The following is a 22,360-nucleotide window of genomic DNA, read 5'->3' as shown; positions in this document are numbered from 1 at the left end:
GGCCTAGGCGCGCTACACCAGCGGACGGCCCTTCTTGATCCTGCGGTCCACGTCGTGCAGCAAGACGTTGAAAGGGAACTGCCGGACGAACCGCGGTAGATACCGGTTCACCGTGGCCAACACGGCGATCAGCCGGTCGAAGCGGCGCTGCTTGGTCGCGTCCCAGGGCAGCCGCATCTCGTCGCGGAACCGCTGCGGCAGAAAGCCCGTGGTGATCAGCAGCGCGACGCTGTCGGAGAGGCGCTGCAGCCGGCGCGGCAGTGTCACGCGCTGGATCCGGTTGGCGGCGATCGGAAACAGGTACTCCCGCACGGCGTCGTCGATATGCACCTTGGCGAGCTGTTCTTCCCAGTAACGGTCGAACGCCGCACGGTCGGCGGGCCACATCTTTGGGGGCACCTGCAGGGTCGTTGCCAGCGTCATGCCCTCGCGATAGTGACGGTCGGCGTCCTCACCGTCGAGCTCACCGATGAACATGCGGTAGATATCGAGGCCACCCTTGTACAGGCAGGCCCCCACCCACAGTTGGAGCGCGGGATCGAAAGCGTTGTAGGACACCGGGCTTTCCGGGGTCGAATAGACCTGTGCGTGGGCGCGGTTGACCGCGCGGCGGAAAGCGTCCTTCTGGGCCTCGCTGCCGTTGGTTGCGACGGCCAGGTAGGTGAAGGTGGTGCGGGCGCGCTTGATCGGGTGCAAGTCGACTCGGCCGCTTTCGACGCGGCTCTCCATCACGCCATATCCGACGCCGGGTTGGGCCAGTTGCATGATCACGTTCGCCGGCCCCGCCAGCAACGCGACGCCCATCAAACCCTCGTCGATCCCCAGTTGCCGCCGCCGGCGGCGCCGCTGCGGGCGGGGCGGGTCGGTGGCGCGGCGTTCGACGTGCCCAATCGGCTGGTGCATCGGCTCGTGAATTGCCATCGTCAGGTCCTCCCGCAGCGCGTGGCGGCTAATGTGCGAACGCTTGTTTCCTGATATTGTCCTGGCTGGACGCAAGTGTCAAGATGGTTGCCATGAGCGAGACGCCCAGCGCGCGGCCATACCGCGGGGTCGAGGCGGCCGATCGCCTGGCCACCCGCCGTAACCGGCTGCTCGCCGCGGGCCTGGACCTGCTCGGGGCCGAGCAGCAGAGCATCTCGGCGGTCACCGTCCGCGGCGTGTGCCGCGGCGCCGGCCTGGCCGCCCGGTACTTCTACGAGAGCTTTGCCGATAAGGACGAGTTCGTCGCGCGCGTATTCGACTGGGTGGTTGCCGAGCTGGCCGCCACCACCCAGGCGGCGGTGGCCGCGGTGCCGGCCGGCGAGCAAACCCGCGCGGGCATGGGCAACATCGTCCGGACCATCACCGAGAACCCGCGCGTGGGGCGCCTACTGTTCAGCACGCAGCTGGCCGATCCGGTGATCGTGCGCAAACGCGCGGAGTCCAGCGCGCTGTTCGCCATGCTGTCCGGTCAGCACGTCGGCCACGCGTTGCAGGTCCCGGCGAACGAACGCATCAAGGCCGCCGCGCACTTCGTGGTCGGCGGCGTCGGGCAGACCATCAGCGCCTGGCTGGCCGGTGAGGTCCAACTCGAACCGGACCAGCTCGTCGATCAGCTGGCGGCGCTGCTCGACGAGCTCGCCGAGCCAAACCTTTACCGCCTCACCGAAACACGAGTGGACGCCTAGCGTCCCACCCCCAGCTCACACCCGGCTGACCGTGCGCCACCCCGTCGTTGCGGCGAGCGAGAAGTCGCTTAGTGTATTCGAAACGTGTTGTCCCAAACCATCATTCGAGTTTTCTCCGCTCGGCTCGTAGGCGAGGACCGAGACGAAGACCTGTCCGCGCGTCCGTCCCGACAACAGCGCCAATACTCCGTTGGTGCGCTGCATCGTCGCGCGGGTCACGCCGGGGTACAGCGACTTCATGGCGAAGTAGTCGGCGTCCGTGCCGTCCGGCCGATTGGCGGCCGGGTCGAGTACACCGAGGTTGGACGACACGACGGCGGTTGCGTTACCGGTGGCCACGCTGATCAGCCGCCGGAAGATCCGCTTGGATATCAACGGAACCAGCGGCAGCAATGCCCATCGCTCGTCGGGCACATCCTGATGGCGAACCAGCGCTCGCTTGATTGCGGCGCGGATCTCGCGCAGGTCCATCGCATGCGCGGGCTCGATCGTGATGTCGACGTTGGTGACGGCGTTCGCGCGAGTGTCACCCGGGATGCGCTCGTTGACCGGCATCCCCACATTGACCGAACCGTCGGCGGCGACCCGCCCCACTCGCTGGGCGAGACGGGCCGCCATGCCTGCCAACAGCGCGTTGCTGCTTCCCCCGAGCGCGTGGGCGCGCGCGTCCCACTCGTCGGCGTCGATGAACACCGTTGTCGCGGGAAGCGTGATGCTCTGGTCCGGTCCGGCCAACGGCGCGGGTCGCTTTGCGGGCGGCGGGGCCACGGCTCCGCCATTCGGGCGGCCGGCCCGGGCCAAGCGCGCGGCCGCGACGACCGCGCGACCGATATCGGGTGTGTCACGGGCGGTTTGGAGCGCGTCCTCGCGCAGCGCCCGCCACCGCCGCCGTGACGCCGCCGCGGGCCAGCGCTCCGCCGTGTCGCGGCCGGATGCCGCGTCCGCCACCGCCTCGCAGAGTCCTACGCCGTCGCTGAGGCAATGGGTGATGACCAAGCTGACCGCCGCCCCGCCGTCGGTGAACAGGAGCACCGCGAGGCGCCAGCCCGGTCCGTGCTCGGCGTCCGGCCGCTTACCGGCCTGCTCGTTGCACCAGTCGTCGAATTCCTCACGCGGCCGGGGTGTCGCGGCGATCTCCAGGCCGGGCTGCGTGCCCGGCGACACCCAGCGGTGCCGGCCGAACGGCAAGGGGGACCGCTCGATCCGGCGGGCCAACCTTCCGCTGCCCAGGTGCTCATGGAACTGTTTCAGGCCGTCGATGTCGACGGGTCTGTCGTACACCCAGATGCATTGCACCAGGCTGGTGGTGCCCGTGGCCCGCTCCCCCAGAAAAAGGGTCTGATCGGCCAGATCCAGCACGTTGCTCATTCCTAGGCCGCCTCGGTGTCGTCTTCGTCGGCGAATTCCCGGTGCTCGTCCGAATCCCCTTGGGATACAGCACCACCCGGCGCCTCCGACGCGGATCTGGCAACCTTCGCGCACACGTCGGTCAACGTCGCGATGTAGCGATACACCGACTCGCGTGCTATCTCATTGTCCGGGAAAGAGATTGTCACCGTGGTTTTTTCGGCATGGCGGTTGATCCACATATTGATGCCACCGGCCGACAGGTTGTCACCGTAGGTGCCGAAATTCGTCTCTGTCCACATTCCTGCGAGGGGAATCTTGCGAAAGTCCAGGAAGGACAACATCATCGGCAGCCGCGTAGGCAGCTTGATGCCCAGGTCATCCGGTGTCGCCAGCTCCAAGACCCGCTCGAACGGCACATCGGCAAGACCCCTCGCGGCGTCGAAGGACTTCTGGGCCGCGTGGGCCGCCTCGCGGAACGAGACACCGCCGGTCGGCACGGTGACCGGGATCAGACTGGCGAACCACCCGACGGTCATCGTATCGACGCCCGGCAGCCGGGTATCCTTGGCCGTGAACGCGTGATAGGTCTCGTTGCCGGTCAATTCATGGTCGGCCAGGGCCGTGCACGCCAGGACTCCCCCGATGAACCGTGCGCCGGCCGCGCGGCAGGCGACGTCGAAAGACTCGGTCTCGGCCCCGTCCAGCAAGTCCACTGTTATCAAGTCACCCTTGCTGCTCGCCCAGGTATCCCCCAGCGGCAGTGGGAAACTCGGCCAGTCGCCGTCGGTGTCGCGGCCGAATGCGATCCAGTCCTCGATCTCGGGCGACGACAGATCCAGGGTCGCAACCTTCTCGCGCTGCCGTGCTGCGTAGTCGCAATAGCTCCTGACCTCGGGGAGCTGAGGCGGGTGCTGATGCGCGCCCTGGGACAGTTCCTGATACGCCAGGTGGATGTCGACGAAGATCAGGCCGGCGGACAAGCCGTCGATGTGCAGATGGTCAACACTGGCATAGAAGGTGAAATAGTCGGAGTGCTCGACGACACCGAATGTGAAGCAACCCCATTCGAGCGTTTCCGGGGTGGTCGTCAGTACGTGGGTACGCACCTGCTCGGCGCTCATGTGCCCGAACGACACCGGAGCCAGATCGATGGTGGCGGGGTCGTCGATCGTGCGGCGCACGATTTGACCGTCCTCGAATTCGAACCAATTGTGGTAGGTGTCCTGGCGACGGACGTGTGCATTGATGGTTGCTGTCACCGCCGGAATGTCACACGCGCCCGGGATGTCCCACGCCACGACCATCAGGCGGGGTAGCTGCCTGCCCATCGAATTGCCGATGTGGGCGGCCCAAAGATGTTGATTCTGTTGGTAACTCGGAGCCAGCTCAGAGCGGCGGGCGGTGCGGGCCGCGTCATGCGACGCGGGCGCGGGCGTCCACATCGTGAGTGGACCGTTCGGTGGTTGCCATTCGCTGATGTTGCCGAGTGCGACCATTTGCTTGAGTCGTCCCTCCCGTAGTGCCGACATTTGTTGCGCAGCAAGGGAAAGCGAACGGGTCATCTGGCGTCGGCCGACGACCCTCCGCGCAGCATGAATCCCACTTATGGGAATTGTCACGACGCTTCTCGGCATGCGGACTGAAGTTGCCGCGTCGCTATGCGCCCCCTGTGTCGCGGAAGTTGACGCTAGTCGAATAGGCCACAAACGCACCCCAGATGTGAGGAGCGTCACAGTCCGCCAAGACGGCCTGCGGTGGGTACCTCGCCGCGGAATAGGTCGTCTACCTGCGCAATTCGGTGTGCGACGGCTCGCTCACCGAACCAAGATTTAATGACATGATCGAAAATATGTGCGGGCGGCTGGCGCCCCTACCCGAACTCACACGCGGCTGAACGTGCGCCAGCCCGCGGTGGCGGTCAGCGAGAAATCGCCCAGCACGCCCGAGATGGCTTGCCGCAAATGCTCGTTCGAGTTTCGGCGACCCAACTGATACCCGAGGACCGATCCGAATACCCGGCCGTGCACCCGCCCCGACAACTTGGCCAGCGCTCCGTTGGTGCGGTGCATCGTCGCGCTGGTCACGCCCGGGTACACCGACTTCATCGCGAAATAGTCGGCGTCGCTGCCGTCCGGCCGATTCACCGCCGGGTCGATGACACCGAGGTTCGACGACACGACCGTGGTGGCGCCGCCGGTGACCACGCTGATCAGTTGCCGGAAGATCCGCTCGGGGATCAGCGGAACCAACGGCAGCAACGCCCACCGCTCGTCGGGCACGTCCTGATGGCGAATCAGCGCGTTCTTGATCACGGCCCGGATCTCGCGCAGGTCCGTGCCGATCGCCGAGGGCCGCAGCGTGACATCGACGTTCGTGACCGCGTTGGCGCGGGTGTCGCCGGGGGCGCGCTCGTTGAGCGGCATCCCCACGTTGACCGAGCCGTCCGCCGCGACCCGTCCCACCCGCTGGGCGAGCCGGGCCGCCAGTCCCGCGAGCAGCGCGTTGCTGGTCCCGCCGAGGGCTCCGGCGTGGCCGTCCCACTCGTCGGCGTCGACAAAGAACGTCGTCATCGGCAGGGTGACGCGGTCCTCCCCCGAGCCAAATCTGCACCGCATCAAGGGAACAACGGCAGATGCCAGAGCCGCATGCCTGGATCCAGCAGCCACAACCGCATCATGGTCAGCCGCATGATGCGCACCGCGCTGGTGATCATGAAGATCGCCAGCGGCACCTCGATCAGCAGCGCCGTGATCACCGACAGCCAGATGTCCTTGGGTCCGGCGGTCATCAGGTCGAACCACGCGTCGCAGATCAGCAGCACCCCGGTCGTGAAGGCGGCGAGCACCAGCAACTGACGACGCAGGTACCCGAGCACCGCCGTCGTCAGCATGAACGCGACCAGCAGCACGTCGAAACCGACCCAGGTGACGGGCCAGTTGTGCGCGACGTAATTCTCCGGCAGCGTCACCGACAGGTACCCCAGCCACGGGACCATCGCCATGGAGCCACCGACCATCAGGCTCAGTCGGATGCGCCGCGCCCGCGCCAGGAACTCCGGGTCGATGACGTCACCCAGCGGCTGCTCCAGCCGCGTGATCAGTTCCCGCCGTTGCTCGGGCGTCAGCGCCGCGATCTGCGCGTCGGTCAGAATGCCGTCGGTCATCAAAACATCCTTCGGCTCGGCTCGGCCCGGTCGAATCAGTGGGCGGCACCCACCGGGGGACGCCGGTCCGCCGCGGTCCTGGGCACCGCTTGGGCGTCGCCACTTTCGAATTCCTTTACCCAGCAAGCGAATTCCAGGGTGATGCCGTCCGGATCCTGGAAGTAGAACGAGCGCACGTAGACGCCGGGATGCACGGTCGCGGACACCTGCATGGGGCTTTCGTCATGGTTGAGCACCGGTCCGACCCGCACCCCCTTGTCCTTGAGGAGCCGGCGGTAGGCGTCGAACTTCTCGGCCGGCACGTGGAAGGCGAGATGGTTCATGGTGCTGACGGCGCTGGTGATGTCGCCGATGCCCGGGATGGCACCAGGCGATGAGATCCCCGGCACCCGGTCGGGGGCGTCGGCGAACCAGAAGAAGGCGACGCAGTCGCCGTTGCCGGCGTCGAAGAAGAAGTGCTGGCCGGCGCCGCCGGGCAGATCCAGCGATTTGATCAGCGGCATGCCGAGGACGTTGCTGTAGAAGTCCACGGTTTTCGCCATGTCCGAACACACCAGGGCGACATGGTTGATCCCGCCGAGTTCGAATTCCGTGTTGGTGTTGTGCGGCTTGATCATCTGGTGGCTCCCCTCGGTCCCCGGCTTGACGATCCTGGCCAAGATCCAAATCTGAATCTAACATCAGTTTCAGTTTTGGCCCAGGCCCCAGGGAGGTGCGCAGGTGTCGACCGCGGCGTCCCCAGCTGGCCGGGCCGGCCGGCCCGCCGAACTTCCCACCGTTCGCGGCAGGCGCACCCAGGCCGCCATCGACATGGCGGCGCGGACCGTCATCGCGCGCAAGGGCGTCCTCGCCACGACCATCGCCGACATCGCCGCGGAAGCCGGACGTTCGGCGGCATCCTTCTACAACTACTACGACTCCAAAGAGGCGATGGTGCGTCAATGGGCGCTGCGCTTCCGCGACGAGGCCAACGAGCGCGCGCAGTCGGTGACCGAACATGGTTTGTCCGATCGGGAGCGCGCGCACGCCGCCGCCGCCGCGCACTGGCACACCTACCGCAACCGGCTCGCCGAGGTGATCAGCGTGTCGCAGCTGGCGATGATCAACGACGACTTCGCCCGGTACTGGGCCGAGATTTGTGAAATACCAATCTCTTTCATAGTCGAATCGGTTCGGCGCGCCCAGGCGCAGGGCTATTGCCTCGACGACGATCCGCGGCTGCTCGCCGAGGCCATCGTGGCGATGTTCAACCAGTTCTGCTACATCCAGCTCGGTGCGACCCGTGCGGTGGAACCCGACGATCAGGCCTGCATCCAGACTCTGGCCAACATCTACTACCGGGCAATCTATGCGTAAGGGGGACCGCTGAATTGACTCGTCGTACCGGTACCGGAGTGATTCGCGAATTCGTCGGACTCCCGTCGCCCACCGCGGGACGCGCGGGCGCGGGCGGGCACCCGTGCCAGGGGCTGTATCACCGGGGGGTGGGACGCAAACCCAAAGTGGCGATGATCGCCACGCACTACCAGATCGACTTCTCCGAGCACTATCTCGGGCACTACATGGCCACACGCGGCGTCGGCTTCCTGGGCTGGAACACCAGGTTTCGTGGCTTCGAGAGCAGCTTCCTGCTCGACCACGCGCTGGTCGACATCGGCGTCGGGGTCCGCTGGCTGCGCGAGGCCCAGGGCGTGGATACCGTGGTGCTGTTGGGCAATTCGGGTGGCGGCTCGTTGATGGCCGCCTACCAGTCGCAGGCGGTCGAACCGAATGTCACTCCCCTGGACGGGATGCGCCCGGCCGCCGGGCTGACCGAATTGCCACCCGCCGACGGCTACGTGGCCACCGCGGCCCATCCCGGACGCCCGGAGGTGCTCACCGCCTGGATGGATGCCGCCGTCGTCGACGAGAACGACCCCGTGGCCACCAACGCCGACCTCGACCTGTTCAATGAGCGCAACGGCCCGCCGTACTCCCCGGAGTTCCTCGCCGGCTACCGCGGCGCGCAGACCGCGCGCAACCACGCGATCACCGACTGGGCCGAAACAGAGCTCAAACGCGTTCGCGCGGCAGGGTTTTCCGATCGCCCGTTCAGCGTGATGCGGACCTGGGCCGATCCCCGCATGGTGGACCCCAGCGTCGAGCCCACCAGGCGGCAACCCAACATGTGCTATGCGGGCGTCCCGGCCAAGGCGAACCGCTCGGCGCACGGGATCGCGTCGGCCTGCACGCTGCGCAACTGGCTGAGCATGTGGAGCCTGCGGGTGGCCCAAACCCGCGCCGAACCGCACCTCGCCCGAATCAGCTGTCCGGCCCTGGTAATCAACGCCGAAGCCGACACCGGGGTGTTTCCCTCTGACGCCCAACGCATTTTCGACGCGCTCGGCGGCACCGACAAGACGCGGGCGTCGGTGGACACCGACCACTACTTCACCACCCCCGGGGCACGCGGCGAGCAGGCCGACCTAATCACCCAGTGGATCAGCAAGCGGTGGAGCTGAGAGTTCTCGCCCATTTCGCCCCGGCTGCCTGTGCGACGGACAGCCGCTGGCCCATGTCGTCAACCAACCGACTGGTTGTTAGCTTGGAAGGTACTGGGCCGAACCGGCCTCCCGCAGTAACGGAAGGCGACCAATGCCGATCGCGATAAACCCCGAGCATCAAGACCTGGCCGATTCCGTGCGGTCACTGGTGGCGCGCATCGCGCCGTCCGAGACGCTGCACGCGGCCATGGAGACGCCCGTAGAGAACCCTCCGCCCTACTGGCAGGCCGCGGCCGACCAGGGACTGCACGGTGTCCATCTCGCCGAGTCCGTCGGCGGGCAGGGCTTCGGCATCCTCGAGTTGGCCATCGTGCTGGCCGAATTCGGTTACGGGGCGGTGCCGGGGCCGTTCGTGCCGTCGGCGATCGCCAGTGCCCTGATCTCTGCGCACGACCAGGACGCAAAGGTGCTCTCGGAGCTGGCGTCGGGCGCCGAAATCGCCTCGTACGGCCTGAATTGTTCTGCGCTGACCGCCACCCGACAGGGCAATTCACTGGTGATCCGCGGCGAGGTCCGTGCGGTGCCCGCCGCGGCGCAGGCCACGCTGCTGGTGTTGCCGGTCGCAATCGACAGCGGTGAGGCGTGGGTGGTGCTGCGCGCCGACCAACTCGAGATCGAGCCGGTGAAAAGCCTGGACCCGCTGCGCCCCATCGCCGATGTGCGGGCCAATGCCGTCGAGGTCGGCGAGGACGTCGTGCTGACGAACCTGAGCATGGCGACGGCGCACGCGGTGATGACCACGCTGCTGTCCGCCGAGGCCGTCGGTGTGGCGCGCTGGGCGACCGACACGGCCTCGGACTACGCCAAGATCCGTGAGCAGTTCGGCCGCCCGATCGGCCAGTTCCAAGCCATCAAGCACAAGTGCGCCGAGATGATCGCCGACACCGAGCGGGCCACCGCCGCCGTGTGGGATGCCGCCCGCGCCATCGACGAGGCCCGCGAAAATGGTTGGGACACAGCCGGTTCGCACGTCGACTTCGCAGCCGCCGTCGCGGCGACGCTGGCACCCGCGGCCGCTCAGCGCTGCGCCCAGGACTGCATTCAGGTGCACGGCGGGATCGGCTTCACCTGGGAGCACGACACGAACATCTATTACCGCCGGGCGCTGATGTTGGCCGCCTCCTTCGGGCGCGGTTCGGACTACCCACAGAAGGTCGTCGACACCGCCACCACCACCGGCATGCGCGCCGTGGACATCGACCTCGACCCCGACACCGAAAAGCTGCGGGCGGAGATCCGGGCTGAGGTTGCCGCGCTCAAGGAGATCGAGCGGGAGCAGCGCAAGGTCGCCATCGCCGAGGGTGGTTGGGTGCTGCCCTATCTCCCGAAGCCGTGGGGCCGGGCCGCCGGCCCGGTGGAGCAGATCATCATTGCCCAGGAGTTCGCCTCCGGGCGCGTCAAGCGGCCGCAGACTGGAATCGCGACCTGGATCGTCCCGTCGATCGTGGCGTTCGGGACCGAGGAGCAAAAACAGCGGTTCCTGCCGCCGACCTTGCGCGGCGAAATGATTTGGTGCCAGCTGTTTTCCGAGCCGGGCGCCGGATCGGATCTGGCCGGCCTCACCACCAAGGCCACCCGGACCGACGGCGGCTGGCGCATCACCGGCCAGAAGATCTGGACCACCGCCGCGCAGTTCTCGCAGTGGGGCGCGCTCTTGGCCAGGACGGATCCCAGCGCCCCGAAACACGCTGGCATCACGTATTTCCTGTTGGACATGAAGAGCGAGGGCGTCGACGTCAAGCCGCTGCGCGAGCTCACCGGCAACGCCATGTTCAACACCGTCTACATCGACGACGTGTTCGTGCCCGACGAGTGTGTGCTCGGTGAGGTCAACCGGGGCTGGGAGGTCAGCCGCAACACGCTGACCGCGGAGCGCGTGTCGATCGGCAGCAGCGAGGCGAACTTTTTGGCCACGCTGGCCCAGTTCGTCGAGTTCGTGCGTGACGGCCACTTCGATCAGATCGCCCAGCATCGAGCCGGCCAGTTGATCGCCGAGGGCCACGCCGCCAAGGTGCTCAATCTGCGCTCGACGCTGTTGACGCTGGCCGGTGGGGACGCCATGCCGTCGGCGGCGATCTCCAAGTTGCTGTCCATGCGCACCGGGCAGGGTTACGCCGAATTCGCGGTCTCGTCGTTCGGCACCGACGCCGCGATCGGCGACCCGGACCAATTACCCGGCAAATGGGGCGAGTACCTGCTGGCCAGCCGCGCCACCACCATCTACGGGGGCACCTCCGAGGTGCAGCTGAACATCATCGCCGAGCGGTTGCTGGGCCTGCCCCGAGACCCATAAGACGTGGCAAAAGGGCCCGAAACAGGGCCATGCCGGCCTGACTAGGTCAGGCCGGCATGGGTCCCTCCCATCGCGGTCGGCCATCCCGAGGGTTGGCGTGTCGGCGATAGCCGCTACCGCGCGGAGATGGTGGTCACCACCACCAGTTCCACCAGTGCTGGGGGCCCCAGTAGCCACCGCCACGGCCCCAGTTGCCGTGCCCCCAATTGCCATTTCCCCGACCATCATGGCCGCCCCATCCACGACCGCCGGGGCGATCGGGGATGAAGCCCGGTCCGCTGTGCGGCCCAGCACTGGCGAAGCTCGTGGTGGCTGCGGGCGCAGGTGCGGCCTGAGCCGTGGGGGCGCCGCCGAAAAGCAGCGCGCCGGCCACAGCCCCGGCACCCAACACACCTGCGGCCGCGCCGCGTAATGATCGCCCGAGGATCATTTGAGTCATTCCCTCCAACCACTTGCCATCGATAGCAAAAACGTTAGTCGGACATTTCTGAGCAAACAAGATCAATTCGCTATTTGTCCATTGTGAATTGGATAACACCGCGCCGCGGTCGACCAGAAATAGCTGCCCGTTATCGGAGCGTATTTGCGTAACTCATTTATCTGTAAATACTGACGCGTCGGCGGCGCCTTTAGACGATTGCGCTGTTCAGCGGCCATCTACTGATGTACTGGCTTACAGATCGCGTACCTACTGATGTCAGGCTTTCCGCATTAACAGAAAATGCTGACTCCCGAACTTTCCGAGAAAGCAAGGCGCCCCATTAACCCACCCCAAAAAGGCGCATTCAGGGCAAACAGCTACCCTCACGAATTTGCGGCGCGATCTGCGGGGCTAGGCGCCGCGGCACCCCGCAACTGCGTTCCCGCCCGCGGGGGCGGCCGACCGGAAGGTAGGCGGCCCGGCGACGCGACTTACGCTGGCGTCGGTGACAGAATCAGTATTGACACAACGGCACCGAGCGCTGATTTACTGATTGGCACTCACGGAGGAAGACACCGAAGTGAACTTCAACAGCAACCACGGCGGCCCCAGCGCCGGAGCCTTCCGCGCCCCCAATTCGGCCGCCGGGCCCTCCGGAGACGCCGCCCCCACCGAGCGTCTCACCAGTCTCGGGCAGCAGGGTGGCCCGAGGATCGCCAGTCAGCCGGCGGCCGGCCAGCAGGGACGCACGCAGCGGACACGTCGAACCGTCGACCTGTCGGCGGCCACTCACCGGGCCCTCGACATCTGGCAGCGTGAGGCGGCCGACCGGCTAGGAGTCGCCCGGGTGACGGGGCAGGAGGTCCTCACCGCGCTCATCGACCAACTTCTGGTCGACCCCAAACTGACGGCACAGATCACCCGCGCCATCAAAGATCGCCGCTGACCCCGCCCATCACGCGAGCCCTAACGGGCTAGTCGACGTCCATTTCGCGCAACTCGCGCTTGAGGACTTTGCCCGTCGGGTTGCGCGGCAACTCGTCGAGGAAGACCACCTCACGCGGCACCTTGTAGCGGGCCAGGTGGTCGCGCACGTAGTGCTTGACGGTGTCCTCATCGAGGTCGGCGCCGTCCTTCTTGACCACGAAGGCGCGCAGGCGATGGCCCCATTCCTTGTCTTCGACACCGATCGCAGTGGCCTCCACCACGTCGGGATGGCCGGTGATCAGGTCTTCGACCTCCGCCGGGAAGACGTTCTCGCCGCCGGAGACGATCATCTCGTCGTCGCGCCCGCTGATGTACAGCAGGCCGTTCTCGTCGAAGTAGCCCACGTCACCGGAGGACAACAGGCCGTCGATGATCTGCTTCTTACCCCCGCCGGTGTAGCCCTCGAACGGAAAGGCGTTGCCGACGAAAATGCGGCCGACGTCGCCCTGCGGCAACTCCTTGCCGTTGTCGTCGTAGATCTTGACCTTTACGCCCTTGACCACCGGACCGACGGTCGACGAGTTGTGCTCCAGGTGCTTGGGCTCGGCGATCGTCGCAAACGCGATCTCGGTCGAGCCGTACATGTTGTAGATGACCGGTCCCAGGTCCTTGAGGCCCCGTTCCGCCAGGTCGGCACCCAGCGCCGAGCCGGAGACGAACACGATCTTCAGGCTGGACAGGTCGGGCTTGGAGTCCATCATCTCGAGCGCGTCGAGGATCCGCGACAACATCACCGGGACGACGACCATCGCGGTCACCTTGTGCTTCTCGATGTCTTCCAGCACGTGGGGCGGCTTGAACTTCCGGCGCAGCACCAATGTCGAGCCCAAAAACATCGCGATCGTGCCGTGCAGGAAACCCAGCGCGTGGAACATCGGTGCGGGCAGCGACGTCACCTCGCCTGCCTTGAACGGAACGTGCGACAGGATGCCGCCGATCGGGGCCAGCGTCGGCGGGGTGCTGCGGTTCGCGCCCTTGGGGGTGCCGGTGGTGCCGCTGGTCAAAATGATGATCGACGAGTGCTTGCTCGCCTTGGGCGCGGGCTTCTTGTCGCTGCGCTCGATCAAGTCGGCCAGCGTGTCGTCCTTGCTGCTCGACTTCTCGTCGCTGTCCGGGTTGGTGGCCAACGCGCGGAGCATGCCCAATTCCGGCGAGGCTTTGCTGACGGCCTTGGTGTACTCGTCGTCGTAAATGATCAGCTTGGCGCCCTCGCGCTCCGACACCTCCTTGATCTGCGGACCCGAGAACTCGTTGTTGAGCAGGATGATGCGGGCGCCCACCCGCGCGGCGCCGAAGTAGGCGATCAAAAACCAGCGGGTGTTGCGGGCCAGGATCGCGACGCCGTCGCCGCCCTTGACGCCCTTCTCGATCAGACCGTTGGCCACCGCGTGCGCCGCCTCGTTGAGCTCCCGGTAGGAGAATTCGCCCTCCTCGTCGATGCACGCCGCGCGGTCGGGGTGACGTCTCGCGTTGAGAGACGGCAGCATGCCGAACTCACCCCACTTGTAGATGTCGGCGGCCATCGCGGCGTAGTTCTGCGGCGGCTCGATCCGGAAAGCGCCCGACTCGAAGATCTTGCGCACATAGTGCAGTTCGGCGGAGCCGCGCTCGACGTACTGGGCAACTTTTGCGGCGGCCTGACCGGGCAGGCCGAGGAGGTTAGGCATGAAATCCACCTTATGTGACGTCCGTCTCAGTACGGCCAGAATTTCTGGCGAATTAGCATGAACCGCATGACCCGTCCGGTTTCGCTGGAGGTGGCCGGGCGCGAGCTCACCATCACCCATCCGGACAAGGTGGTGTTCCCCCGCGCGAGTACCGGTGAAACCTCGACCGGCCCGTACACCAAGCTCGACCTGGTCCGTTACTACCTGTCCGTGGCGGACGGCGCCCTGCGCGGTGTGGCCGGCCGCCCGATGATCCTGAAGCGCTTCGTCAAGGGCATCACCGAAGAGGCGGTGTTCCAGAAGCGCGCGCCGGCCAAGAGGCCGGACTGGGTGGACGTTGCCGAACTGCATTACGCGCGAGGTACTTCCGCCGCCGAGGCGGTGATCCATGACGCCGCCGGCCTGGCCTGGGCGATCAACCTGGGCTGCGTCGACCTCAATCCGCATCCGGTGCTGGCCGACGACCTCGATCACCCCGACGAGTTGCGGGTCGACCTCGACCCGATGCCCGGTGTGTCCTGGCGGCGCATCGTGGACGTCGCGCTGGTGGCGCGCGAGGTGCTCGAGGACTACGGCCTGACCGCGTGGCCGAAGACGTCGGGATCGCGCGGCTTTCACATCTACGCCCGCATCGCGCCGCGCTGGGAGTTCCGCCAGGTGCGGCTGGCCGCGCAGACGGTGGCCCGCGAAGTCGAGCGGCGGGTGCCCGAGGCGGCGACGAGCCGCTGGTGGAAGGAAGAACGCGAGGGGGTGTTCGTCGACTTCAACCAGAACGCGAAGGACCGCACCGTCGCATCGGCGTACTCGGTGCGGGCGACCCCGGATGCCCGGGTTTCGACGCCGCTGCGGTGGGACGAGGTCGCCGGCTGCAACCCCGAGGCGTTCACCATCGACACCGTGCCCGCCCGGTTCGCCGAGCTGGGTGACCCCTGGGTGGGTATGGACGACGCCGTCGGCGAGCTCGACCGGCTGCTGGTGCTGGCCGAGGAGATGGGGCCGCCCGAACGCGCGCCGAAAGGGTCGGGCAAGGGCGGCAAGGGCACCGGTGGCAGGCGGCAGTCTTCGATGCCACTGATCGAGATCGCCCGCACCAAGACCAAGGACGAGGCGATGGCCGCGCTGGACGTGTGGCGCGACCGCTATCCCGCGGTGGCCCGCCGGCTGGAGCCGGTCGACGTCCTGGTCGACGGGATGCGCGGGCCAAGTTCGATCTGGTATCGGATCCGGATCAACCTGCAGCACGTTCCCGAAGACCAGCGGCCACCCCAGGAAGAGCTGATCGCCGACTACAGCCCCTGGGAGGGATACGGCGGAAGGCAGCAGCCGTCGACCTGACCCCCGGCCGCGCCTAGATCCCCACCCGCGTGATCGCGTTGTGCCTGCGCAGGTAGCAGTACCAGGTGACGCCGATCAGGCCGAGGAAGAACGCGATGTAGAACCGCAGCGCAGGTTCGATGCTGCCGAACTCCGACTTCGACCACGCGTAGGCCAGCGGAACCACGAACCCGCCGAAGGCGCCCACCGCCGAGATGACGCCCAACGCCCCGGCCGCCTGTCGGCGCATGGCCACCATGGTGTCGGGATCGCCCCCGGCCAGTTCGCCCTTGATCTTGAAGATCCGCGAAATCATCCGGTAGGTCGAGCCGTTGCCGATGCCGGTCGCGACGAACAGGAACATGAAGCTGGCGAAGAAGGCCGGCAGGTTCACCGCCATCACCGACCACAGCGCCGCCGCCGCCCCGATCGCCAGCATCACGAAGCTGGCGGCGGTGATGCGGGCGCCGCCGATGCGGTCGGCCAGCTTGCCGCCGAGGGGCCGGATGACCGATCCGATGCCTGCGCCCAGGAAGGCCCACGCCAGGGCGATGTCGCCGCGCCCGAAGACGGTCTTGAGCAGGGTTGGGAACGCGGCCGAGTAGCCGATGAACGAGCCGAAGGTGCCGATGTAGAGCAGCGACATGATCCAGGTGTCGGGGTGGCGCAGCGACTCCAGCACCGGCTTCACGTCGGCCTTGGCCTCGGTGAGATTGTTCATGAACAGGAACGCGCAGACCGCGGCCACCACGGCCAGCGGCACGTAGAACAGTCCGGCGCGCGACAGGGCCATCCCGCCGCCGGCGATGACGATGGGCGGAATGATCTTCTGCACCACCGCCACGCCGATGTTGCCGCCGGCCGCATTCAGGCCCAGCGCCCAGCCCTTGTCCTTCTCCGGGTAGAAGAACGAGATGTTGGCCATCGACGAGGCGAAGTTGCCGCCGCCGAAGCCGGCGGTCGCGGCGATCGCCACCAGGGCGCCGAACGGCAGGCCGGGATGGCTCACCGCCCACGCCAGCAGCACGCACGGGATGAGCAGCAGTGCCGCCGAGATGGTCGTCCAGTTGCGGCCGCCGAACAGCGGCACCGCGAAGGTGTACGGCAGTCTGAGGAAAGCCCCGACGCCGCTGGGGACGGCGACCAGGCACAGGGCCTGGCTGGCGGTCAGCGCCCATCCGGAGGCGGCGGGGTGCCCGTGCGCCCCGGCCGTCATATGCACCACGACGATGCTCCACAGCATCCACACGCTGAACCCGACGTGCTCGGCGAAGATCGAGAAGATCAGGTTCCGGCGAGCGATCGGCTTGCCGGTCGTCTCCCAGAATTCGGGGTCTTCGGGCCGCCAGTCATCGATCCAGTGCCGTCCCGTATGACGCTCGCGCGGTGGCGCGGGCTGCGATACGGGGCCGATGGTCGTGGTCATCCGGTGGGACTCCTGAGTTGAATGAGGCGCGAGCAGTGACCACTCGACGTTAAAGATGCACTGTTACCGGACTGGGTGTGCACAGTTACGTGGGCGATACGCAGAAGTCGCAATGGCCCGGTCACGTTTGTCAGAACTCTGCAACGAAAGGCGCAGCGAGCCCACGGCAAGGGTCTGATGCGCGACAATCGGCGCATGGAGGTGACTGAGGCTCCCCTGGGCCTGCGGGAGCGCAAAAAGATCAAGACCCGCCGCGCCATCCGCCGCGAGGCGTTTCGCCTCATCGAGGAGAACGGCTTCGCCGCGACCACCGTGGAACAGATCGCCGAGGCGGCCGACGTGTCGCCGAGCACCTTCTTCCGCTATTTCGGATCCAAGGAATCGCTGCTGCTCGCCGATGACCTGGACCCGCTGATCCTGGAAGCGCTGAAGGCCCAGCCGCGCGACCTGTCGCCGGCGCAGGCTTTCCGCCGGGCCTACGAGGCCGTGATGGCCCAGCTGCCCGACGACCAGCTGGAATTCGAGAGCACCCGGCAGCGCCTGATGTTCTCCATACCCGAGCTCAAGGCGGCGATGTACGACGAGTACTACCGCACCGTGACGGTCGCCGCCGAGGCGATCGCGCACCGGATCGGCCGTGCCGCAGACGATTTCGAAGTCCGAGTGTTCGCGGGGGCGTTGACGGGCGCCATGATGGCCGCCTTCGACAGCGCCCCGAAGACGGCCGACACGATCTATCGGGCTTTGGATTTCATGGACGCCGGCATGCCGCTGGGCTGATAGGTCCCAACAGCGCGGCGATGCATCTGTGCGGGCGGAACGCGATACTCTCACGCGATGCGACAGGGATGGAATCGACGGGGATTCTTGCAGTTCGCACGGGCTGCCGGGGTTGCCGCGATCGGCGGTGCGACCGCGTTCTCTTCGGGATGCTCGTCACGAAATCCGGCGCCGGGAGCCGGCCCGGGTTCGGTGACGGTCACCCACCTGTTCGGTGAGACGGTCATCAAGGAACCACCCAAGCGCGTCGTCAGCGCCGGCTACACCGAGCAGGACGACCTGCTCGCGGTCGGCGTGGTGCCGATCGCGGTGACCAACTGGTTCGGTGACCAGCCCTTCGCCGTCTGGCCATGGGCCGCACCCAAACTCGGCGGCGCGCAGCCGACGGTGTTGAACCTGGACAACGGCATTCCGGTCGACCAGATCGCCGGTCTCAAACCGGACCTGATCGTGGCCGTCAACGCCGGCCTGGACGCCGACACGTATCAGAAACTGTCCGCGGTCGCCCCCACCGTCGCGCAATCGGACGGCGACGCCTTCTTCGAGCCGTGGAAGGAGCAGGCCACCACCGTCGGCCAGTCGGTCTTCCAGGCCGACCAGATGAAGTCTCTGATCGACGGCGTCGACCAGAAGTTCGCTGACATCGGCAAAAAGAATCAGCAGTGGACCGGCAAGAAGGCGCTGCTGATGCACGGCGCGCTGTGGCAAGGCACGGTCGTCGCCACCATGGCGGGCTGGCGGACGGACTTCCTGAATCAGCTGGGACTGGTCATCTCCGACGCCGTCAAGCCGTTCGGCACCGATCAGCGGGCCGTCATCCCCCGCGATCACATCAAATCGGTGCTCGAGTCTGCCGACGTGGTGATCTGGACGACGCACAGCCCCGACGATCAGAAGGCGATACTGGCCGACCCCGAGGTGGCCGGGTCGCTGACCACCGCGCAGAACCGCCACATCTTCACCACCAAGGACCAGGCCGGCGCGATCGCGTTCGCGTCGCCGCTGAGCTATCCCGTCATCGCCGATCAGCTGCCGCCGCTGATCGCCAAGATCCTGGGCTAGCCGCGCGGGCATGCCGGGGCTGTTTGAGCGTTTGCTAAGGCAGCTCTGGCAGTGCTCGAAAATCCGTCGCCGCCCCTCGCACATGCCCCGATCCCGGGGTTACCGTCGAGTAATGAGCGTGACGGACCTTAGCGGCGACCTGGCCCACAACCTGCCGACCGAGCTGGTCGGCAACACCGTCGTGGACTACGGCGACCGCGCGCTGATGGTGCAATGCGGAAGTACCGCTGAGGTATTGGCGTGGGCGGACGCGCTGCGCGCCGCGGCGATTCCGGGCGTGGTCGACGTCGTCCCGGCGGCCCGCACGGTGCTGGTGAAGCTGGACGGCCCGCGCTACCAGGGCGTCATCCGCCGGCGGCTGCGCAAGATGGACGTCACCGCCACCCCGGGCGCCGCCACGGAGCGCCGCGCCGACGTCGTCATCGACGTCGTCTACGACGGTCCGGATCTGGCCGAGGTCGCCGGTCACACCGGACTGACCATCGCGGCGGTGATCGACGCCCACACGTCCACGCTGTGGCGGGTCGGTTTCAGTGGATTCGCACCCGGTTTCGCGTATCTGGTCGACGGCGACCCGCGGCTGCGGGTGCCACGCCGCGCCGAGCCGAGGACCTCGGTGCCGGCTGGCTCCGTGGCCCTCGCCGGCGACTTCAGCGCCGTATACCCGCGTCAGTCCCCCGGTGGCTGGCAACTCATCGGCCGCACCGACGCGGTGCTGTGGGACCTGCAGCGGCCGAACCCCGCGTTGTTGATGCAGGGCATGTGGGTTCGGTTCCGGGCCGTCTAGCCAGTGGCGGGTCGCCACCATAGCTAAGGAGACAACCGTGGCAATCCTGGAGATCCTCCGCACCGGACCGCTCGCCGTCGTCCAGGACCTCGGCCGCCCGGGGCTGGCCCATCTGGGGGTGAGCCGGTCCGGAGCCGCCGACCGGCGCGCACACCGGCTGGCCAATCGGTTGGTGGCCAACCCCGACGACCGCGCCACCGTGGAGGTGACGTTCGGCGGTTTCGCGGCCAGGGTGTCCGGTGGTGACGTCGACATCGCGGTGACGGGCGCCGACGCCGATCCCACCGTCAACGGAATCAAGTTCGGTACCAACAGCATTCATCATGTGCGCGACGGCGAGGTGATCTCGTTGGGCGTCCCCCGTGCGGGCCTGCGCAGCTACCTGGCGATCCGCGGTGGCGTCTGCGTGGAGCCGGTGCTGGGCTCGCGCAGCTACGACGTGATGTCGGGCATCGGCCCGTCGCCGCTGCAGGCCGGCGACCGGCTTCCGATCGGCGAGCACACCGATGCCTACCCCGAACTGGACCAGGCGCCGGTGGCGGCCATCACCGGCGGGGTGGTCGAGCTGTTCGCGGTGCCCGGGCCGCGCGACGACTGGTTCGTCGACCCCGACGCGCTGGTGCACACCGATTGGGTGGCGTCCGATCGCAGCGACCGGGTGGGGATGCGGTTGACCGGCCGGCCCCTGCAGCACTGCTACCCGGACCGGCAGCTGCCCAGTGAGGGCGCGACCCGCGGCGCAATCCAGGTGCCGCCCAACGGTTTACCGGTGATCCTGGGCCCCGACCATCCCGTCACCGGCGGCTATCCGGTGATCGGCGTGGTGGTCGACGAGGATGTCGACAAGATCGCCCAGGTGCGGCCCGGCCAGACGGTGCGACTGCACTGGGCGCGGCCCAGGGCTTTGGTGGGCGCACACTCCGGCGCCGCGAGTTGGCCGTTTTCCTAAAGTAATTCGTCACTTTGTCGGCGCCGCGATCACAATGTATTCCAGCTCACAACGGGCCGGGCGTATGTGTGAAATCATTTGATGGCGGCGCTCATTCGGGGTGGATGAACTGCGTGTTCGCGAATTGATTGCCCCTCAGGGATTTACCAGATAACTGGTAAACAACTAACAGGCGATATCGGCCCGTTCCGGTTGACCCGCTCGCGTCGTAAATGTGAGCATCGGATCGTACGGCGGGGCACGCCCATTCATTCGGGGCGCCCAAGCGTCGAAAGCCAGCCTCCGAACAGCTTTCCCGATACCGGGCGAGCGCGGTGACCCCTGGCGCGGCGGCGGCCGGATGCGGCGGTTCGTGGGGCCTGACGAGAGGGAGCTGTATGCACGTCAACCGGTGCGATGCCGTTGAAACGCAAGCGGTTTCCGCGATGAGTGGCCGGGCATGAGCGTCGCGCCGAAGACTGGGCGGCTGCGCCGCAGCCACCGGATCGCGGACTGGAATCCGGAAGACACGGCGGCCTGGGAGGCAGGCAACAAGAAGGTCGCCCGGCGCAACCTGCTGTGCACCATCGCCGGTGACCACGTGGCGTTTTCGATCTGGACCCTGTGGCCCGTCATGGCGCTGTTCATGCCGGGGTCCGTCTACGGCTTCTCCGCCGGCGACAAGCTGCTGCTGGGCGCGGTCGCCACCCTGGTCGGCGGTTGCGCCCGGATCCCCTACACCCTGGGCATCGCCGCCTTCGGCGGCCGCAACTGGACGATGTTCTCGGCCTTCGTGTTGCTGATCCCGACGGCCGGCACGATCGTGTTGCTGGCCAATCCCGGCCTGCCGCTGTGGCCGTTCGTGTTGTGCGCGGCCCTGACCGGGCTGGGCGGCGGCAATTACGCGGCCTCGCTGGCCAACGTCAACGCCTTCTATCCGCAGCGGCTCAAGGGCGGCGCGCTGGCCGTCAACGCCGGCGTCGCCAACCTGGGGGTTGCGGTGATCCAGCTGGTCGGCCTGCTGGTGCTCGCCACCGCCGGGCACGAGGCGCCGTACTGGGTGTGCGCGGTGTACCTGGTGTTCCTGGTCGTCGTGGGCATCGCGGCCGCGCTGTGCATGGACAACGTCAACCACGGCACCCAGCTGAGCACGATGCGCAAGATCCTGTTCGAGCGCGACACCCACGTGATCTCGCTGCTTTACATCGCGACCTTCGGATCCTGGATCGGCTTCGCCTTCGCCTTCGGCCAGGTGATGCAGGTCAACTTCGCCGAAAGCGGGGAAAGCCCCAAACATGCGGCGCTGCACGCCGCCCAGCTGGCCTTCATCGGGCCGCTGCTGGGTTCGCTGGCGCGCATCTACGGCGGCCGGCTGGCCGACCGCCTCGGCGGCAGCCGCGTCACCCTGGGCGTGCTGGCAGGCATGACCCTGGGCGCCGGGCTCCTTGTCACGGTCAGCACCCTCGACGATCACCACGCCGCGACACACACCGCCAGCATGATCGGCTACGTCACCGGCTTCATGGTGCTGTTCATCCTGTCCGGCATGGGCAACGGTTCGGTCTTCAAGCTGATCCCCTCGGTGTACGAGGCGCGCAGCCGCTCACTCGACACGAGCGAGGACGAACGCCGTCATTGGGCCCGCGCGATGTCGGGATCGCTGATCGGCATCTGCTCGGCCGTCGGGGCGATCGGCGGCGTGGGAATCAACCTGGCGCTGCGCCAGTCCTACCTGAGTACCGGCACGGAAACGTCGGCATACTGGGCGTTTCTGGCTTCCTACATCGTGGCGGCGATCATGACCTGGATGGCCTACGTGCGCCGTCCCGCGTCGGTCTCGGGCCTGTCCGGGTCGGCTTCGGAAACCGAGGCCGCCCGTGTGTGAGCGGGCTCGCAACACGGGCAATGCCGCAGCAATTGACCGGTAACGCAACCGAAACGTCGCAGGCATACACACTTCATATGGCCCCAG

18 protein-coding genes and 1 pseudogene are annotated in these 22,360 nt (G+C 67.0%); 11 read left to right on the top strand and 8 right to left on the bottom strand.

Translation table 11 applies throughout. The annotated features are described in order from the left end of the window. Positions 1–12: 12 nt before the first annotated feature. A complete protein-coding gene (locus tag ACZYVJ_RS16860) occupies positions 13–921 on the bottom strand; it encodes an oxygenase MpaB family protein (RefSeq protein WP_463832065.1) in 909 nt (302 codons plus the stop codon). A gap of 83 nt (positions 922–1,004) precedes the next feature. Here ACZYVJ_RS16860 and ACZYVJ_RS16855 point away from each other — a divergent pair, with 83 nt between their 5' ends. Beyond that, entirely contained in the window at positions 1,005–1,667 is a 663-nt protein-coding gene (locus ACZYVJ_RS16855) for a TetR/AcrR family transcriptional regulator (protein ID WP_463832064.1), read from the top strand. 15 nt (positions 1,668–1,682) lie between these two features. On the opposite strand, the gene ACZYVJ_RS16850 is transcribed toward ACZYVJ_RS16855, so the two are convergent. The 5 genes and pseudogenes from ACZYVJ_RS16850 to ACZYVJ_RS16830 form a co-directional block, all read right to left on the bottom strand. Beyond that, the gene (locus tag ACZYVJ_RS16850; RefSeq protein WP_463832063.1) at positions 1,683–3,035 is read right to left on the bottom strand and encodes a hypothetical protein; all 1,353 of its coding nucleotides are present in this window, start codon (positions 3,033–3,035) and stop codon (positions 1,683–1,685) included. Positions 3,036–3,037: 2 nt separating this feature from the next. Next, positions 3,038–4,513 (bottom strand): condensation domain-containing protein, encoded by a 1,476-nt coding sequence (locus ACZYVJ_RS16845; RefSeq protein ID WP_463832062.1) that lies wholly within the window; start codon positions 4,511–4,513, stop codon positions 3,038–3,040. Between the two features lie 384 nt (positions 4,514–4,897). Next, a pseudogene (locus tag ACZYVJ_RS16840) lies at positions 4,898–5,599 on the bottom strand (hypothetical protein); the annotation flags it as partial. A gap of 32 nt (positions 5,600–5,631) precedes the next feature. Then, entirely contained in the window at positions 5,632–6,180 is a 549-nt protein-coding gene (locus tag ACZYVJ_RS16835) for a hypothetical protein (protein ID WP_463832061.1), read from the bottom strand. A 35-nt stretch (positions 6,181–6,215) separates the two neighbouring features. Continuing rightward, positions 6,216–6,797, bottom strand: coding sequence for a VOC family protein (locus ACZYVJ_RS16830; RefSeq protein WP_463833030.1), 582 nt, complete (start codon positions 6,795–6,797; stop codon positions 6,216–6,218). A gap of 193 nt (positions 6,798–6,990) precedes the next feature. Between ACZYVJ_RS16830 and ACZYVJ_RS16825 the strand changes: the two genes are divergently transcribed. From ACZYVJ_RS16825 to ACZYVJ_RS16810, 4 genes are all read left to right on the top strand, one after another. Next, complete coding sequence (locus tag ACZYVJ_RS16825; RefSeq protein WP_463833029.1) at positions 6,991–7,536, top strand: TetR/AcrR family transcriptional regulator; 546 nt, start codon at positions 6,991–6,993, stop codon at positions 7,534–7,536. Between the two features lie 14 nt (positions 7,537–7,550). Next, positions 7,551–8,681: an alpha/beta hydrolase family protein gene (locus ACZYVJ_RS16820; RefSeq protein ID WP_463832060.1), complete on the top strand. Its 1,131-nt coding sequence runs from the start codon at positions 7,551–7,553 to the stop codon at positions 8,679–8,681. 133 nt (positions 8,682–8,814) lie between these two features. After that, complete coding sequence (locus ACZYVJ_RS16815) at positions 8,815–11,016, top strand: acyl-CoA dehydrogenase (protein WP_463832059.1); 2,202 nt, start codon at positions 8,815–8,817, stop codon at positions 11,014–11,016. Positions 11,017–12,017: 1,001 nt separating this feature from the next. Next, the gene (locus tag ACZYVJ_RS16810; protein WP_463832058.1) at positions 12,018–12,383 is read left to right on the top strand and encodes an ATPase; all 366 of its coding nucleotides are present in this window, start codon (positions 12,018–12,020) and stop codon (positions 12,381–12,383) included. Between the two features lie 28 nt (positions 12,384–12,411). Here the strand turns inward: ACZYVJ_RS16810 and fadD2 are convergent, their stop codons facing one another. Beyond that, complete coding sequence (gene fadD2 / locus ACZYVJ_RS16805; protein ID WP_463832057.1) at positions 12,412–14,091, bottom strand: long-chain-fatty-acid--CoA ligase FadD2; 1,680 nt, start codon at positions 14,089–14,091, stop codon at positions 12,412–12,414. Positions 14,092–14,148: 57 nt separating this feature from the next. Here fadD2 and ACZYVJ_RS16800 point away from each other — a divergent pair, with 57 nt between their 5' ends. Next, the gene (locus tag ACZYVJ_RS16800; RefSeq protein WP_463832056.1) at positions 14,149–15,426 is read left to right on the top strand and encodes a DNA polymerase domain-containing protein; all 1,278 of its coding nucleotides are present in this window, start codon (positions 14,149–14,151) and stop codon (positions 15,424–15,426) included. Positions 15,427–15,439: 13 nt separating this feature from the next. On the opposite strand, the gene ACZYVJ_RS16795 is transcribed toward ACZYVJ_RS16800, so the two are convergent. After that, positions 15,440–16,831 carry a NarK family nitrate/nitrite MFS transporter gene (locus ACZYVJ_RS16795; protein ID WP_463832055.1) on the bottom strand — a complete coding sequence of 464 codons (1,392 nt, stop codon included), beginning with the start codon at positions 16,829–16,831 and terminating at the stop codon, positions 15,440–15,442. Positions 16,832–17,026: 195 nt separating this feature from the next. On the opposite strand from ACZYVJ_RS16795, the gene ACZYVJ_RS16790 reads away from it, so the two are divergent. The 5 genes from ACZYVJ_RS16790 (at position 17,027) to ACZYVJ_RS16770 (ending at position 22,273) form a co-directional block, all read left to right on the top strand. Further along, positions 17,027–17,611 carry an acyl-CoA-like ligand-binding transcription factor gene (locus ACZYVJ_RS16790; RefSeq protein ID WP_463832054.1) on the top strand — a complete coding sequence of 195 codons (585 nt, stop codon included), beginning with the start codon at positions 17,027–17,029 and terminating at the stop codon, positions 17,609–17,611. A 57-nt stretch (positions 17,612–17,668) separates the two neighbouring features. Continuing rightward, entirely contained in the window at positions 17,669–18,673 is a 1,005-nt protein-coding gene (locus ACZYVJ_RS16785) for an ABC transporter substrate-binding protein (RefSeq protein ID WP_463832053.1), read from the top strand. A 112-nt stretch (positions 18,674–18,785) separates the two neighbouring features. Next, positions 18,786–19,460, top strand: coding sequence for a 5-oxoprolinase subunit B family protein (locus ACZYVJ_RS16780; RefSeq protein WP_463832052.1), 675 nt, complete (start codon positions 18,786–18,788; stop codon positions 19,458–19,460). Between the two features lie 37 nt (positions 19,461–19,497). Continuing rightward, positions 19,498–20,409: a 5-oxoprolinase/urea amidolyase family protein gene (locus ACZYVJ_RS16775; RefSeq protein ID WP_463832051.1), complete on the top strand. Its 912-nt coding sequence runs from the start codon at positions 19,498–19,500 to the stop codon at positions 20,407–20,409. A 466-nt stretch (positions 20,410–20,875) separates the two neighbouring features. Further along, complete coding sequence (locus ACZYVJ_RS16770) at positions 20,876–22,273, top strand: MFS transporter (protein ID WP_463833028.1); 1,398 nt, start codon at positions 20,876–20,878, stop codon at positions 22,271–22,273. The last annotated feature ends 87 nt before the right edge of the window (positions 22,274–22,360 follow it).

It is taken from the genome of Mycobacterium sp. IDUB_3, from assembly GCF_055419585.1.
The sequence above is the reverse complement of the archived record's forward strand: the minus strand, read 5'-3'. Positions and strand labels throughout refer to the sequence as shown.